General features: G+C 61.5%; 16 protein-coding genes. 1 reads left to right on the forward strand and 15 read right to left on the reverse strand.

The features are described from left to right. Window positions 1–161: 161 nt before the first annotated feature. From GT571_RS03530 to rpsP, 11 genes are all read right to left on the reverse strand, one after another. Window positions 162–950 carry a ribonuclease HII gene (locus GT571_RS03530; protein WP_117639929.1) on the reverse strand — a complete coding sequence of 263 codons (789 nt, stop codon included), beginning with the start codon at window positions 948–950 and terminating at the stop codon, window positions 162–164. Between the two features lie 93 nt (window positions 951–1,043). Then, on the reverse strand, window positions 1,044–1,385 hold the full coding sequence (gene rplS, locus GT571_RS03535) for a 50S ribosomal protein L19 (protein ID WP_006236098.1): 342 nt from the start codon (window positions 1,383–1,385) through the stop codon (window positions 1,044–1,046). A 210-nt stretch (window positions 1,386–1,595) separates the two neighbouring features. Continuing rightward, window positions 1,596–4,346: a pyruvate, phosphate dikinase gene (gene ppdK / locus GT571_RS03540; RefSeq protein ID WP_161155526.1), complete on the reverse strand. Its 2,751-nt coding sequence runs from the start codon at window positions 4,344–4,346 to the stop codon at window positions 1,596–1,598. A gap of 296 nt (window positions 4,347–4,642) precedes the next feature. Then, window positions 4,643–5,518, reverse strand: coding sequence for a pyruvate, water dikinase regulatory protein (locus GT571_RS03545; protein WP_117803146.1), 876 nt, complete (start codon window positions 5,516–5,518; stop codon window positions 4,643–4,645). 34 nt (window positions 5,519–5,552) lie between these two features. After that, entirely contained in the window at window positions 5,553–7,649 is a 2,097-nt protein-coding gene (gene glyS, locus GT571_RS03550; RefSeq protein ID WP_161155528.1) for a glycine--tRNA ligase subunit beta, read from the reverse strand. Between the two features lie 3 nt (window positions 7,650–7,652). Further along, on the reverse strand, window positions 7,653–8,564 hold the full coding sequence (locus GT571_RS03555; protein ID WP_006236091.1) for a glycine--tRNA ligase subunit alpha: 912 nt from the start codon (window positions 8,562–8,564) through the stop codon (window positions 7,653–7,655). Between the two features lie 59 nt (window positions 8,565–8,623). After that, complete coding sequence (gene lepB, locus GT571_RS03560) at window positions 8,624–9,187, reverse strand: signal peptidase I (protein WP_055250011.1); 564 nt, start codon at window positions 9,185–9,187, stop codon at window positions 8,624–8,626. A gap of 2 nt (window positions 9,188–9,189) precedes the next feature. Continuing rightward, entirely contained in the window at window positions 9,190–9,948 is a 759-nt protein-coding gene (trmD, locus tag GT571_RS03565; protein WP_128620308.1) for a tRNA (guanosine(37)-N1)-methyltransferase TrmD, read from the reverse strand. 10 nt (window positions 9,949–9,958) lie between these two features. Next, complete coding sequence (gene rimM / locus GT571_RS03570; RefSeq protein WP_338400655.1) at window positions 9,959–10,450, reverse strand: ribosome maturation factor RimM; 492 nt, start codon at window positions 10,448–10,450, stop codon at window positions 9,959–9,961. Window positions 10,451–10,484: 34 nt separating this feature from the next. Beyond that, window positions 10,485–10,730 (reverse strand): KH domain-containing protein, encoded by a 246-nt coding sequence (locus GT571_RS03575; protein WP_171021534.1) that lies wholly within the window; start codon window positions 10,728–10,730, stop codon window positions 10,485–10,487. A 42-nt stretch (window positions 10,731–10,772) separates the two neighbouring features. Next, window positions 10,773–11,114 (reverse strand): 30S ribosomal protein S16, encoded by a 342-nt coding sequence (gene rpsP, locus GT571_RS03580; RefSeq protein WP_022094749.1) that lies wholly within the window; start codon window positions 11,112–11,114, stop codon window positions 10,773–10,775. 201 nt (window positions 11,115–11,315) lie between these two features. Here rpsP and dinB point away from each other — a divergent pair, with 201 nt between their 5' ends. Then, on the forward strand, window positions 11,316–12,569 hold the full coding sequence (dinB, locus tag GT571_RS03585; protein ID WP_161155532.1) for a DNA polymerase IV: 1,254 nt from the start codon (window positions 11,316–11,318) through the stop codon (window positions 12,567–12,569). Between the two features lie 96 nt (window positions 12,570–12,665). Here the strand turns inward: dinB and rsfS are convergent, their stop codons facing one another. From rsfS to obgE, 4 genes are all read right to left on the reverse strand, one after another. After that, the gene (gene rsfS, locus GT571_RS03590) at window positions 12,666–13,121 is read right to left on the reverse strand and encodes a ribosome silencing factor (RefSeq protein WP_035138582.1); all 456 of its coding nucleotides are present in this window, start codon (window positions 13,119–13,121) and stop codon (window positions 12,666–12,668) included. Window positions 13,122–13,148: 27 nt separating this feature from the next. Further along, window positions 13,149–13,682 (reverse strand): bis(5'-nucleosyl)-tetraphosphatase (symmetrical) YqeK, encoded by a 534-nt coding sequence (gene yqeK, locus GT571_RS03595; RefSeq protein WP_171025201.1) that lies wholly within the window; start codon window positions 13,680–13,682, stop codon window positions 13,149–13,151. Between the two features lie 88 nt (window positions 13,683–13,770). Beyond that, complete coding sequence (gene nadD, locus GT571_RS03600; RefSeq protein WP_148331479.1) at window positions 13,771–14,448, reverse strand: nicotinate-nucleotide adenylyltransferase; 678 nt, start codon at window positions 14,446–14,448, stop codon at window positions 13,771–13,773. A 3-nt stretch (window positions 14,449–14,451) separates the two neighbouring features. Next, window positions 14,452–15,918 carry a GTPase ObgE gene (gene obgE, locus GT571_RS03605; protein WP_187361810.1) on the reverse strand — a complete coding sequence of 489 codons (1,467 nt, stop codon included), beginning with the start codon at window positions 15,916–15,918 and terminating at the stop codon, window positions 14,452–14,454. Between the last annotated feature and the right edge of the window lie 9 nt (window positions 15,919–15,927).

Genomic DNA, 15,927 nt, shown 5'->3' on the forward strand with positions numbered 1-15,927 from the left:
CCCCGATGATGAGGGCACCTTTCATGCGGGTAAGTACCGGAAGCAAACCAAAAGCTGACCAAATGCCGTCAAAAAATGGGCCGTACGCAGCAATGGTGTTGCATACGGCCCGCTACCAGCAGGTTTATAAAACCCCTGAGGTCCCTGTCTCCACAATTGACCTAGAAAAGGCGCTCAGTCTGCAGAAAGTTTCCGCAAAAGCTCACGCGGTGCAGTGGACAAAGTCCATGTTTGCGAATGGCCTCGATATGCTCGGGGCTTGCATAGCCCTTCGACTCGGCCAGATGGTACTCGGGATACTCGGCGTCGTACTCGACCATCATCTCGTCACGCGTGACCTTGGCCATGATGGACGCCGCGGCGATGCAGGCGATTTTGGCATCGCCCTTCACCACATCGCGCTCGTTAGGAACGGCGCCCAAGGGGTTGCCATCCATGAGGACGCAATCGGGCTCAAGCCCCGTATCGGCCACGGCGCCCGCGACAGCGGCTCGAATGGCGCGGGCCATGCCCATCTCATCGATATCCTTAGGCGCGATATGGCAAAAACCAATTGCCGTCGCCACCTCGGCAATCTTCACTGAGAGCAACTCGCGGCGCGCCGGCGTGAGCTTTTTGGAATCGTTGATGCCCCAGACGCGCGGCTCCATAGGAAGGCAGACGGCGCATACCGTCAAAGGACCGGCCACCGATCCGCGACCCACCTCGTCGACACCAACGACTACCCCATCGCCGCCAAGCTCATGCATAAGCTCGTACATGTCATTGACGCGCTCGCGCTCGGCAAGTTCCTTGGCATGGCGCTTAAGAGCACGCTCGCAAGCCTTGATCACCTGCTGGCGCGGGTCCTCGCGATAATGCTCCACGAGGGCGGGGATCTCCTCAAACGTAGCGCTCGCCAACTCACCGGCAACCTGCGATGCCGAAACCGAGCTCGTCATATTGGCCATACCAGGCCCTCCTTGCATGCAAATCAGATAAAAAGAAGGGCCACCCGAAGGTGACCCTTGTGTCCAAACGAGTGGACAGACGCTGCGATCTTCTTAGCGCTTCTCGGGGATGCGAGCAGCCTTGCCCACCTTGTCGCGGAGGTAGTACAGCTTGGCGCGACGGACGCGACCATGACGAACGACCTCGAGCTTGGCGATCTTGGGGCTGTGAAGCGGGAAGGTGCGCTCAACACCGACACCGAAGGACATCTTGCGGACGGTGAAGGTCTCGCGGGCACCGGCGCCGGCCATGCGGATGACGTCACCCTGGAAGACCTGGATGCGCTCGCGGTCGCCTTCCTTAATGCGGTAGTGAACCTTGACGTTGTCGGCGACGCGAACCTGAGGAATGTCCTCGCGGATCTGCTGACGCTCGATTGCGCGGATGTAATCCATGTGCAATTCCTTACTCTTCTAGAGGTGCCGTACCACCTTGGCCGGCACGTAGTTGAACAAACGTATTCGAGTATACACGCGCGGGTTTCTGCTGCAAGAACAATTTTTTACGCAGACAAAAAGACAAAACCCGCACATGATAACCGCCCGCCTCACGAATGAGACGGGCGGTATGAAGGGGCGCTACGCTAGGCGTCGATGCGCAGGGGGCTAGGCGTTGCGCTTGGCCTCGAGCTTGGCCTGAGCGGCAGCCAGGCGCGCGAGGGGCACGCGATAGGGCGAGCAGGACACGTAGTCCACGTCGGCCACGTTAAACAGGCCCTTGATGGACTTGGGGTCGCCGCCGTGCTCGCCGCACACGCCAAAGTGCATGTCGGGATTGGTGGCGCGGCCCTTCTCGACGGCCAGGCGCACGAGCTCCAGCACCGCCGCGTCGATGGTCTCGAAGGGGTTGTCTTTCAGGATCTTTTTATGCATGTACAGCGGGATGAACTTGGCCTCGGCGTCATCGCGCGAGAAGCCAAAGGTCGTCTGGGTGAGGTCGTTGGTGCCAAAGCAGAAGAAGTCGGCATGATGGGCGATCTCGTCAGCGACCATGCAGGCACGCGGCAGCTCGAGCATCGTGCCCACGGGAATATTGAGCCCGACGCCCTCTTCGGCGGAAACCTCGGCGATTACGCGCTCAATGACCTCGCGGGTCTGGACATGCTCGGCCGTGATGGAAACGAGCGGAACCATGATCTCGGGGCGCGGGTCGACACCCTCCTTGATAAGGCGGGCAGCGGCCGTGGCGACGGCGCGAACCTGCATGAGCGGCAGATCGCCAAAGACGACGGACAGGCGCACGCCGCGCAAGCCCAGCATGGGGTTGGACTCGACCATGCCGTCGATGCGACGCAGGCGGGCGCGCAGGGCAGTGAGCTCCTCCTCGGGAGCGCCGGCGGCCTCCTTCTTGGTGATGGCGACCTCGAGCTCGCGAGGATTATCCAGGAACTCATGAAGCGGCGGATCGAGCAGGCGGACGACCACATCGCGACCGGACATGGTCTTGAACATCGCCAGGAAGTCCTCGGTCTGAACCTTGAGCAAGTCGGCCAGGGCCTGCTGCTTCACGGCCTCATCGTCAGACAGGATAAAGCTCTGGATGATGTTCTTGCGATCGCCCAGGAACATGTGCTCGGTGCGGCATAGACCGATGGCCTCGGCGCCAAACTCGAGCGCGAGCTCGGCATCCTCGGGGTTGTCGGCGTTGACGCGCACGTGGTTGGCGTGACCGTCGGTCTCGTCCAAACGGATCTCATCGGCCCAAGACAGGATGGTGTCCAGGTCGCCGGTGAGCTCTGCAGAGACCAGGTCAACCGCGCCGTCGACGACGATACCCTGGGTGCCGTCGATGGAGATGACATCGCCCTCGCGCAGCACGCGGTCGCTGCCCTCGATGCGCACGACCTTCTCTGCCGCGTCAATGTGGAAGCGCTCAACGCCGCAAACGCAGGGCGTACCCATGCCGCGGGCGATAACGGCGGCATGGCTCGTCTTGCCACCGTGGCTGGTCAGGATGCCCTCGGCGGCGACCATGCCCTTCAGGTCGTCGGGGTTGGTCTCCCAGCGGACCAGAATGACCTTGTGGCCCTCGTTGGCGCGCGCGACGGCGTCATCACTCGAGAACACGACCTCGCCCACGGCGGCACCAGGGCTGGCGTTAAGGCCGCTGGCCAGGGCCTCGTACTTCTTGGAGGCGTCGAACTGCGGGTGCAGGAGCTGGTCGAGCTGCGCGGGATCGATGCGGCTCACAGCCTCCTCGCGGGTGATGAGGCCCTCCTCGACCATTTCGATAGCAATGCGCAGGGCGGCAGTGGCGGTGCGCTTGCCCACGCGGGTCTGGAGCATCCAGAGCTTGCCCTGCTCGATGGTAAACTCGATATCGCACATATCGCGGTAATGATCCTCGAGCGTCAGGAACACGCGCTCGAGCTCCTCGCCTGCGGACTCGAGGCCCGAGGTGGTCTTGAGGTCGGCGATGGGCTCGGTGTTTCGGATGCCGGCGACGACGTCCTCGCCCTGGGCATTCACCAAAAAGTCGCCATAGAACTCCTTGGTGCCGTCGGCCGGGTTGCGCGTAAAGGCGACGCCGGTCGCAGAGGTCTCGCCCTTGTTGCCAAAGGCCATGGCCTGGACGTTGACGGCGGTGCCGAGCTCGTCGGAAATGCCGTGCTGCTTGCGGTAGATGCAGGCGCGCTCGTTCATCCAGCTGCCAAAGACGGCCTGGATGGCAAGGCGCAGCTGGAGCTCCGGATCGTGCGGGAAAACGGGCTTACCGTCGGCGACCTCGAGCTCGGGATACAGGGTCGCCTCGACGTTCTCGGAGAAGATGCCCTTAAAGGTCTCGACGAGCTCCTGCAGGTCCTCGGCCGAAAGCTCGGAATCGACACGAACGCCGGCGACCAGGCGGGCCTGGGTCAGGGCGTTCTCGAATAGGTCGGCGTCGACGCCCATGACGACGTTGGAGAACATCTGGATAAAGCGACGGTAGCTGTCCCAGGCAAAACGCGGGTTTTGCGTCTGGGCGATAAGGCCCCGGACGGAATCGTCGTTGAGGCCCAGGTTGAGGACCGTGTCCATCATGCCGGGCATGGAGAACGGAGCGCCCGAGCGAACCGACACGAGCAGCGGATCGGAGGCATCGCCGAGTTTCTTGCCGTAACGGGCCTCGAGGTCCGCCTCAGCGGCAACGATCTCATCGAGTGCGCCCTCGGGCCACACATTGCCGGCACCGGAGTACTCGACGCAAGTCTGGCAGGTAATGGTAAAGCCACCGGGAACCGGCAGACCGATGCGGCTCATCTCAGCAAGGTTTGCGCCTTTGCCGCCAAGCACGAAGTTCATGGATTTGTCGCCCTCAGTGACACAGGTGCCCTGGGCGTCGGTTCCAAAACGGTAAACCCTCTTGCAATCGCTCACGATACTTCCCCTTCCATGCACTTACGCGCACGACCGTGGTAACGAATCGACCCGCCGAATGCGAGCCGTGAGGGTACTATACGGCGGGTTTTGGGCGGGCTTGCGCAGAGGGCGCTGGGGTTGGTAAACGTGGTAAATATGGCGGTAAACGGTAGGTAAAGTTGGTTACCTTATGAAGATACCAATGCAAGATGCTTGCAGGTCAAATGCTAGTTTATTGCTAAATCGCTTTACCATATCGTGCATTATTTTTAGGTAGTCTTTTAGAGACGGGCATTTTTAGCTACCCCAATAAGCTAGCTTTGCTGGGCTCGGCGGGCGGCGCGGCGGGCACGGGCATCTTGGATTTCCTCCAAGTGGCTAATGATCTCGGCAGCGCTTTCCTCGATGGCCTTGCCATCGGTACGCACCACAAAGCAGCCTAGGCGCTTCATGAGGGCACGGGCTTCCTCAAGCTCGCTGCGCACACTCTCGGGCTCGGCATAGGAGCCGGCAACGGCACGGGCGTAGTCATCGCCCAAGCGACTATCGCGAATTTCGGAAATCACATCGACGGTCGAGATCAGACCAAACAACCGCATCGGGTCAACCTCGTAAATCGACTTCGGCGGCTCCATGCCATGCGCCAGTGGGACATTGGCGACCTTGTAGCCCTGATAGGCTAAATACATCGACAGCGGCGTCTTGGATGTACGCGACACACCCAGCAGCACGATATCGGCACCCGACAGATCGTCGCAACCGCGCCCGTCATCGTGCTCAACGAAATACTCCATGGCCTCGATACGATGGAAATAGCGGTCATCGGTCTTGTGAATCACGCCCGCAACGCACTTGGGCGGCACACCGATGAGCGACGACAGCACGGCGAGCGTCGGACCGATCAGGTCAACCGAACGGATATGCAGCATACCCAGGTAATCGAGCACGCGGGCGCGAAGCGCCGGATCGACAATGGTATGGAACACGGCGACATCGCGATGGTCGGCATCGACGCGCGGCCCCACAAATGACTTGACCTGCTCCACGGAGGTCACCTTGGGCAGGCGCAAAACGCGAAAAGCCCCTTCATCAAATTGCCCGGACGCCGCAAGCACCACCTCACAAGCGGTATCGCCGAGCGAGTCGGAGATAACGATAACGGTGGGACGAGCGGTGACCGGGCAATCCATGCGGGGCTCCTTTTGCGCTTATGCGCAGGCTGGCTTACTTTTTGCGGGCAAGCTCACCGATGTTGGCAATGCCGGAGAAAACGGCCTCGAAGCGGTTGAGCAGCTTAAGGCGATTATCGCGAAGCAGCTCGTCCTTGTCCATGACCATGACCTCATCGAAGAAACGGTCGATGGGCGCGCGCAGGGCGGCGAGGGCGGCAAATGCGGTCGGGTAGTCCTCGGCAGCAAGGGCGGCATCGACGGCGGTCTGAGCAGCCTCGGAGGCGTCGGCGAGCGCAAGCTCGACCTCGCCCATCAGGCTGCGGTCATACTCCGCACCCAGCTCGGGCTTGGAGATATGCGCGGCGCGGGCATAGGCGGTCGCCAGGTTGTCGAACGTCTCAGCGTCGTTCTTGCGGGCCTCGTCGAGGGCGGCGCAGCGGGCGAAGAAGACGGACGGGGCGATGATGTGCACCGCGGAGACGGCGGCGACGGTATCGGCCGGAATCTTTTCGTCGCGGGCCATGCTCACCAGGCGGCCATGGAAGAAGTCACGAACCTGCTGGGCGACCTCGGCGGCGTCGAACTCAATGCCCTGCTCACTGTAGAGTTCGAGGGCAAAGTCGATGAGCGACGTGGGGTCGATCGGCAGACGGTCGCGCAGGATGTTGATAATGCCGATAGCGGCACGACGCAGCGCGTAGGGGTCGGAGGAGCCGGTCGGGGGCTCGCCGATGGCAAAGATACCGGCGATGGTATCGAGCTTGTCGGCGCAGGCCACGATGCAGCCAGCGGTGCCCTCGGGCAGCTCGTCACCGGCAAAACGGGGACGATAGTGATCGCGAATAGCATGGGCGACCTCGTCGTTCTCCCCCATCGCGGTCGCGTAATAACCGCCCATCACGCCCTGCTGGCTCGTGAACTCGACGACGGCGTTGGACACCAGGTCTGCCTTGCACAGGTGTGCGGCGCGAGCAGCGTCGGCGGCAAGATGGGCGCCCAGGTGAGCCTCGCGGGCGATAGCGAGCGCGAGCTGCTCGATGCGCTCGGACTTGGCGAGCACGCTACCGAGCTTCTCCTGGAAGGCAACCTTGGACAGACGCTCACGGAACTCGTCGAGGGAGATCTTCAGGTCCTCCTCGTAGAAGAACTTAGCGTCGTCCAGACGGGCGCGCACGACGCGCTCGTTACCGTCGATCACTCGCTCGGCGTTCTCGGGCTTGCTGTTGGAGACGACCACGAACTCACGCGTCAGTTTGCCTTCGCCGTCATAGATCGGGAAGTAGCGCTGATTGGTGAGCATGGACTCGCAGATGATCTCGTGTGGGACCTTGAGGAACTCCTCATCGAAGGTACCGACGAGCACCGTCGGCCACTCGCAGAGGTTGATGACCTCCTCAAAGACCTTCTTAGGCGTATCGACGTGGCAGCCGGGGCGCGCAGCCTCGACCTCGGCGATACCGGCAAGGATGGCCTCGCGACGGCGCTCGGCAGAAAGCACGCCGGCGTCCTCGAGCACCTGCTCGTAAACAGCGGGGCTGGCGACCACATGGTCACCGGGGCCAAGCACGCGATGACCGCGCGTGGTGTTACCACTCGTCACGTCAGCAAACGACACGGGCACAACGTCCTCGCCCAAAAGGCAGCAGATCCAACGGACCGGACGAACAAAAGTCGCGTGCTCGTGACCCCAACGCTGAGAGCGGTAGTTGGGCCATTGCAGGCCGGCGATGGTCTTCTCGCACAGAGCGGTCAGAATCGGCGTAGCCGGTGCGGAAGGGATATTCTTCTCGGCAAAGACATACTCGCGGCCGTCGGTGTCCTCGCGACGGATCAGATCCTCGGCAGCCACACCGCACTTGCGGGCAAAGCCCTGGGCGGCCTTAGTGGCGTTACCGTCTGCATCGAACGCGATGTTTGCCGCAGGGCCGCGCTTAACCTCGTGGACCTCGTCGGTCGCAGTGGCGACATTGGCCACGAGCGCAGCCAGGCGACGCGGGCTCGAGATCACACGGACCTCGCCGTGAGCCAGTCCGGTATCGTCCAAACCCTTGGCAATCATGGTGCCGAGCTGCTTGACGGCATTGTTCAGCGGCGCGGAGGGCATTTCCTCCGTACCGATCTCAAACAGGAAATCCTTAGCGTCTGCCATGGCTTACGCCACCTCGCCTTCCTGGTCGGCATTCTCGTTGACTCCGGCGACCTCGGCCATATAGGCCTCGCAGCACGCCTTGGCGACGGCGCGGACGCGCAGGATGTAGTTGGCACGCTCGACTGCGGACAGGGCGCCACGGGCATCGAGCAGGTTGAAGGCATGGCTGCACTTCATGACGCAGTCGTATGCGGGCAGCGGCAGCTTGCGCTCCAGGCAGGAATGGCACTCGGCCTCGTAGTCGTCAAACTTCTGACGCATCATCTCGACGTTGGCGACCTCAAAGTTATAGGCACTGAACTCGCGCTCGTTCTCGAGGAACACGTCGCCGTAGGTCATGGGCGTGCCGTCGGGCAGATAGCTCCACACCAGATCGTAGACCGAGTTGACGCCCTGAGCGTACATGGCGATACGCTCCAGGCCATAGGTGATCTCGACGGGCACGGGGTCGACCTCGATACCGCCCACCTGCTGGAAGTACGTGAACTGCGTGACCTCCATGCCGTTGAGCCAGACCTCCCAGCCAAGGCCCCAGGCGCCCAGCGTCGGGCTCTCCCAGTCGTCCTCGACAAAACGGACGTCATGGTCGTTAGGGTCCAGGCCAATGGCAGCAAGAGACCCCAGGTAAAGCTCCTGAGCATTAACCGGCGAGGGCTTAATGAGCACCTGGAACTGATAGTAGTGCTGCATGCGGTTAGGGTTCTCGCCGTAGCGGCCGTCGGCGGGACGGCGGCAGGGCTGCGCATAGCAGGTGCGCCATTCGGCGGGACCGAGCGAGCGCAGCGTGGTCGCGGTATGGAAGGTACCGGCACCGACCTCGGAGTCATAGGGCTGCATAATGACGCAGCCCTGCTCGCCCCAGTACTGCTGGAGGCGCAGGATGATGTCTTGGAAGGAAAGCGATGAAGCGTTCATGCCTCTAATATCCCCTCGTCGAAACGATTACACGGTTAGGTACTGTACTATAGCGGTTTTTAGTCGATAGCGCCGATGCGGTTGAGCGGCCAGTAGCGCACAAGCGCCACAGCGATCAAATCAGAGCGATCGACGGGACCAAAGTAGCGCGAGTCGGCAGAGTTTTCGCGGTTGTCGCCCATCACCCACACGCACCCGTCGGGAACGGTGTAGGGATAACTCACCTGGGCGCCAGGCGCTTGGACCGAAAGCGGCCAGCTCATGCCTGTCGTATAGTCCTCGTCGAGCGCTTGGCCGTCAACGACCACCTTGCCGTCCTGCAGGTCGACCGTCTGGCCGGCCGTGGCAATAACACGCTTGACAAGAACATCATGCTCGGAAGTGGCATCGGGGTTGTGGAACACCACGATATCACCCTGTTTGACGGGCTGACCGAGCTCGAGGCTCACCTTTTGTGCCAGGATCTGGTCGCCAATCTCGATCGTGTCCTCCATGGAGCCGGTGGGCACCACAAAGGGCTCGACCACAAAGGTGCGGATCAGGAAGGTGGCCACGAGCGCGATCGCGATGACCGCGACCCACTCAAAAGCGCCCCTCAACGCGGAATGCTGCGATGGAACCATTCTCACTCCTCGCCCTGCGAATACGAAGCGTCCAGAATCTCCTGCGCGTATGCGCGCTCCTGGGGCGTAAGCCGTGCCGTCTCGATCAGGTCGGGACGCCAGCGGCAGGTGCGCTCGATTGAATTCTTACGGCGCCAGGCGTCAACCTTGGCATGGTCACCGCTCACGAGCACAGGCGGCACGCCCTCGCCGTTGAATTCAGCAGGGCGAGTGTACTGCGCATACTCGAGCAGGCCTCCGTCCTCGGCGGTCGAGAACGACTCGTCGACGTTGCTCATCTCGTCACCAAGGGCGCCGGGAATCAGGCGTACGACGGCATCGGCAACGACCATAGCGGGAAGCTCGCCGCCCGTGAGCACGTAATCGCCGATCGACAGGCGCTCGTCGGCATACGCATAGGCACGCTCGTCGACACCCTCGTAACGGCTGCACACAAACAGCAAGCGCTCGCTTTTGAGCAGGCGCTCGGCCACATGCTGTGTAAAGGGCTCGCCACAGGGGGTAAAAAACACCACGGTGGGCTTAGGACCCTCGGAGCTAATAGCCTCGATGGCCTCGGCAATAGGCTCGACCTTCATGAGCATGCCCTGCCCGCCGCCGTACGGCTCGTCATCGACGGTACGATGGCGGTCGTGCGTCCAGTCGCGCAGGTTATACGCCTTAAAATCAAAAAGGCCGGCCTTGCGGGCGCGGCCCAAAATCGATGTGGACATGACGGGCTCAAACATCTCGGGAAAGACCGAAAGGGTCTCAATCAGCATGTTGTCCTCCCTACTTGTCCATATCGATCAGGCCGTCCATAACGTGGACGGAAATTGTTCCTGTGTCGGGAAGATCGAGCACAACCTGCTCGATCACGGGAATCAGTACCTCGCCGTACCGATCACCCCCGACAACCCAAACATCGTTAGCGGGCGTCGACATGATCTCGACGATCGTGCCGAGTGAACCGAAGCGCTCGTCGACCACCTCGCGACCCATCAGGTCGGTATAGGCGGCGTCGAGTGAATCGAGCTCAAAATCGTCACGATTTGCCAACACATAGCATCCCGTGATGCCCTCGGCGGCCGTCAAGTCGTCAATGCCCTCAAACGAGACCAGATCGCCATCGCCCGTATCGGTGACGGACACGACCGTGCAAAAGCGGTCGCGCTTGAGCGCCGGCGGCGTCAGGGCGACGCGCATACCCGGCTCTAATACAGAAGGAAGCCCCCGCAGCGGCTGCGCGAGGACCTCCCCCTTCCTTCCGTGCGGCTTGACCACACGGGCGATGTTTTTGTACTGGGACCTCAAGGTCCTAGCCCAGAACCTCTACCTCGACAGCAGTGTCGAGGCGAGCGGCCAGTGCACGGGCGAGCGTGCGAATGGCCTTGATGGTACGGCCACGACGGCCGATGACCTTAGCGACGTCATCCTCGGCGACAGAAACCTCGATCGTAGAGGCGTCGTCACCATCGATGACCTCAAGGCTCACGGAATCCGGGTCGTCGACGATCTGAACAACAAGATATTCGACGAGATCGGCGATGCGATCTGAGAGCATTGCCTCACCCTCGAGCTGTGCAGCGTCAACCTCAGGCACGATTTACTCCTCGGCGCCCTCAGCGGCCTCAGCGGCAGCCTTAGCGGCCTCGGCCTCTTTGGCGAGCTGCTTCTTGGACTTCTTGACGACGGTCTCGGTCTTCTCGCCCTCGTTGGCGGCCTTGACCAGAGCGGCGACGGCGTCGGTGAGCTGAGCGCCCTTGGACTGCCAGTCGGCGATCTTCTCGAGGTCGAGGTTGATGGTCTTGGGGGCGGTCATCGGGTTGTAGCGGCCAACCTCCTCGATGATACGACCGTCACGCGGGGCGCGGGAATCGGCGACGACGACACGGTAGTACGGACGCTTCTTAGCGCCGTGACGAGCAAGGCGAATCTTGACTGCCAAAGGAAACTCCTCCAACCAAGCAGCTTTAGGCTGCAACTACAAACAAACAGTTGAACATAATACGCCATCGACGCGGGCAGGTGAAGTCCGTGAGACCAACTTCTTCGGTGTAGTCGAGGGCAAATCCATATCTTAGACAAGAATTCGGGATTTGCAAGCACATACACGCACCCCACATGAGCTGCGCGGTATACTCATGACATGGAAAGACGCGAACATACATACGGTTATGAGGATGCCATGGGCGTCACACCGCCTCCCTGGACGGGTTCGGCGGTGGGCCTCATGGACCTCGATGCATTTTTTGCGAGCGTGGAGATGCTCGATCATCCCGAATGGCGCGGAAAGCCACTCATCGTGGGCGGAGACGCCGATTCGCGTGGCGTCGTGTCCACGTGTTCGTATGAGGCACGTCGCTTTGGCGTGCACTCTGCCATGGCCTCGGCCGAGGCGCGGCGCTTGTGCCCGCAAGCCATTTGGACGCACGGGCACTTTGATCGCTACCGCGAGGTGAGCGCGCAGGTCATGGCAATTCTTGCCGAGGAGACGCCGCGCGTTGAGCGCGTATCCATCGACGAAGCCTTTATCGATATCACACCGGGTCGCTTTGCGCCCGAAGACCCGCTACTGGTTGCGCGGCGTATAAGCGACCGCGTGGCAGCGCTGGGAGTGACCTGCTCCATTGGCGTGGGCTGCAACAAGACGGTCGCAAAGATCGCAAGCGAGCGTGATAAGCCGTTTGGGCTGACCATCGTGCGCCCCGGAACCGAGCAGCGCTTTTTGGCCGCGCTGCCGGTATCTGCCATGAGCGGCATCGGGCGCTCGGCTGAGGAGCGACTGCGCCGTATGCGCATCTACACGCTCGGCGAGCTGTCACGCGCGCCGGAATCCACCTTGGCCTCTATTTTTGGCGTCAACGGCGAACGTATGCGTCAGCGTGCGCTGGGACTTGAAATCTCCGAAGTCACGAGTCTCGATGAAGAGCGCAAGGTTAAATCGGTGAGCAATGAGCGCACCTTTGCGAAAGATTTGACTGAGCGCGGGGACATCGAAGCGGCGATTGCGCTGTTGGGCGAGTCAGTGGGACGCCGCCTGCGCCGTCAGGGACTGACGGGCGCCACGGTGACGCTCAAGCTCAAGTATTCGTATGGAAGCGGTCGCTCGGCACAGCGCCGGCTGCCTCATCCGACCGACGATGAGAACATCTTCGTGGCGGTTGCGCTCGAACTGCTCGACAACATTTGGCAGGAAGGCATGCATGTTCGCTTAGCAGGCATCGGCATGAGCGACTTTGACCATCAGGGCGGCATCCAGACCGACTTGTTCTGCGAAGTCGACGACCGCGGAGCCCAATCCAGCGACCGCCGCGAGCTCTCCGTCGCGATCGACGCCGTCCGAGACAAGTTCGGCGACACCGCCCTATCTTTCGGCCGCCAATCCCGCTTCAGCGATTAACCGCCTTTGAGCAAAAAGAAAGCCGGACAGGTGCGGAAAACCGCAACTGCCCGGCGATATACGTGAGAGTAGCTAAACCCCGTCTCAAATGAGCTACTAGAGGAGGTTGAGGGGGAGCTGGGGGGCGTCTCCCCAGAGTTTCTCGAGGCGGTAGAAGTCGCGAGCTTCGGGAGTGAAGACGTGGACGACAACCGAACCGTAGTCCATGAGCATCCAGGTCTTCTGCTCGCGGCCCTCGATGGAGAACGGATGCTCGCCGCAAGCCTCGGCGACCTTCTCCTCGATCTCGTCGACGATCGAATCGACCTGGCGGTTGTTGGTACCGGTGGCAAGCACAAAGTAGTCGCACACGTCGGAAAGCTCGGTCAGGTCGAGCACCTGAACGTCCTCGCCCTTCTTGTCGTAGGCGGCCTGCGCGGCGGCGCGGGCGACATCCTCGGCGGCGACACCGCTCGCGGACAGCGAGGCGGCAGTGCGGTCGGACGTGGCGACGAAGCTCTTGTGCTCCACACCTTCAAGAATCTGCTCGTCGGTCATGGTCTCGTCGGCCATGGAATACCTCTTTCTAGACAGCCCGAGCTAGCGTAGCTGGGCGTAATGGTTGTAAATCGAAATAGCCGTGGGATAAAGATAGCGCCCGGACTGGATCACATAGACCAGACCCTGCGCAAAACAGGAGAAGAACAACTCATCGAGCGTCGACTCCCCCACCATCTTGCGCAGCGCATGCGCATAGTCGCCGTGGCGGTTGGGCTCGATGGCATCGGCCACAAAGACCACCATATCGAGCGGCGTCATGTCGCAGGCACCAACGGTGTGACGGTCGACAGCTTGGAAAACGGCCGGCGACAACTCGGGGAAAAGCTGCGGAAGCTCATAGGCGGCAACAGGGCCATGCAAAAGCGGCGTCGCGGCGGAAGGAGAGCCGGCAATCTTAATGCCGTAATGCAGAGCGCGCGTGACCAGCTCGTCGTCGGAGAGCACTTTGTCCCAGTCATGGATCAGGCCGGCGGCAGCGGCATCAAAGCGGTCAACGCCGTAGACCTCGGCCAGATGAAGTGCGGTCTCGGCAACACCCAGCGAATGCACATAGCGCTTGCGCTTATCCTTCATGCGAACATCGAGCAGCTCTTGAATGCGCTTGAGCAGCGCGCGCTCATCGCCCTCAAACTGATCCTCTACCGACAACGTAGACCCCCCATCACTCAAAATCTTCTTGGCCCAGATCGACATACAAACCGCGCTTGCGAATGTAGCCGAGCACAGACTCGCTCGTAAGATAGCGCACGCTCATGCCGCGGGCAACTCGCTTACGAATGTTCGTCGAGCTGATCGCCAGCGCCGGAATCTGAATATAGCGCACGTCGAACGGCAGCCCCGACTCTTTGATTCGGGCACGCGCCGTATCGATATCAAAACCCGGTCGCGTCGCCGCAATAAAGGTAGCAAGCTCAGCAATTCGCTCGGCATCATGCCAGGTCACAATATCGATAATCGCGTCGGCGCCCGTAATAAAGTAGAGCTTTACCTGCGGCGGGTAAAAGTCGCGAAGGGCATGAAGCGTATCGGCCGTATAGGTTACGCCCGGACGGTCAATCTCGAACCGGCTCGCCAAAAAGGCCGGGTTCGCGGCGGTGGCGAGGACCGTCATGGCATAACGGTCCTCGGCAGGCGTCACCGGCTTGTCAAGCTTAAAGGCGGGAGAGCCCGCCGGCATAAAGAGCACAGCGTCCAAGTCGAGCGACTCGCGCGCCTGCTCGGCAGTCACCAGGTGCCCGTAATGAATCGGGTCGAATGTGCCGCCCATAATGCCAAGCCGAAACTCTTTGCCCTCTTTTATGGGCAGCTCGGGCAAACCGATTCCACCGCGCAGCGACATGGCTTACTCGCCCTCCGAGGTCTCGGCATCGTCCGCGACATCCGCCGCATCGACAACCTCGACGCCCTCATCCGCAACGTCGGCCACGTCAATGGCCTCAACGGCAACGTCCTCGCCAGCATCCTCGAGCTCCTCGTACTCCGAGAAGTCCTCAGCGCCCTCAAAGTCAAAGGCACGCTGGCAAATGCGGACCTCGTCGCCCGCACGGCAACCGGCCTTCTCGAGCGCGTCGTCAACTCCCATACGAGCAAACTTATGCTGCAGGTAGATGACGGCTTCCTCGTTTTCCCAATCGGTCTGGATGACCATGCGCTCAATCGCGCGACCAACCACACGGAAGGCACCGGGCTCTTCCTGGACAATGCGGAAACGCTTCTCGCGCTGCAGACGGCGGCGCTCCCACTCCTCGTCGCGAAGATCGACTGGCTCATCAGAGACTGCCAGCTCGGCTCGCAGCTTAGCCACCTGCTCGCCCACGGCAAGCATCAGCGTATTGAGACCGGCACCCGTCACGGCGGACACGGCAAAGAACATATGCCCGTCGTCGAGCGCCGCACGCTTAAGGTCGGCAATCTTGTCGGCCGTGCCCGGCGCATCGCACTTGTTAGCGACGACGATCTGCGGACGCTCCGAAAGCTCGGCGCCATACTGCTCGAGCTCACGGTTGATGATGCGGTAATCCTCAACCGGGTCGCGATCCTCAAAACCGCCCGTCATGTCGACGACATGCATGATCAGCGCCGTACGCTCGATGTGGCGCAGGAACTGGTGGCCCAGGCCCTTGCCCTCGCTCGCGCCCTCGATCAAACCAGGAACGTCGGCAACGACGTAAGAATACTCACCGGCGCGCACCATGCCGAGGTTCGGCACGAGCGTGGTAAACGGATAGTCGGCGATCTTGGGACGGGCGGCACTCATGCGCGCGATGAGCGAAGACTTACCCACCGAGGGAAAGCCCACGAGCGCAGCATCGGCCATAAGCTTCATCTCGAGCTCAATCCAATGCTCCTCGGCCGGTTCGCCCAGCTGAGCGAACGCGGGCGCGCGGCGCACCGACGTCACAAAGTGCGTGTTGCCCAGGCCACCGGCACCGCCGGGCGCCACGACAACGCGCTCGCCATCATGCACCAGATCGGCAATCTCGAACATCGGGGTCTGCGTCTCGGGGTCGAGCTCGCGTACCACGGTACCCATGGGAACCTTAAGAATAAGGTCCTCGCCGCTCTTACCGTTACGACGGGCACCCTGCCCGTGCGTGCCGCGTTCGGCGCGGAAGTGATGCTTAAAGCGGTAATCGATCAACGAAGACAGCTGAGCATCGGCCTGGATGACGACATTGCCGCCACGACCGCCGTCGCCGCCATCGGGGCCGCCCTTGGGGACAAATGCCTCGCGCCTAAACGACATGCATCCGGCTCCGCCGTCGCCGCCGCACACGTTAATGCGGCTGATATCGGTGAACTGTGACAACAGAATCGC

This window comes from Collinsella aerofaciens (genome assembly GCF_009876115.1).
Lineage (GTDB): Bacteria > Actinomycetota > Coriobacteriia > Coriobacteriales > Coriobacteriaceae > Collinsella > Collinsella aerofaciens_N.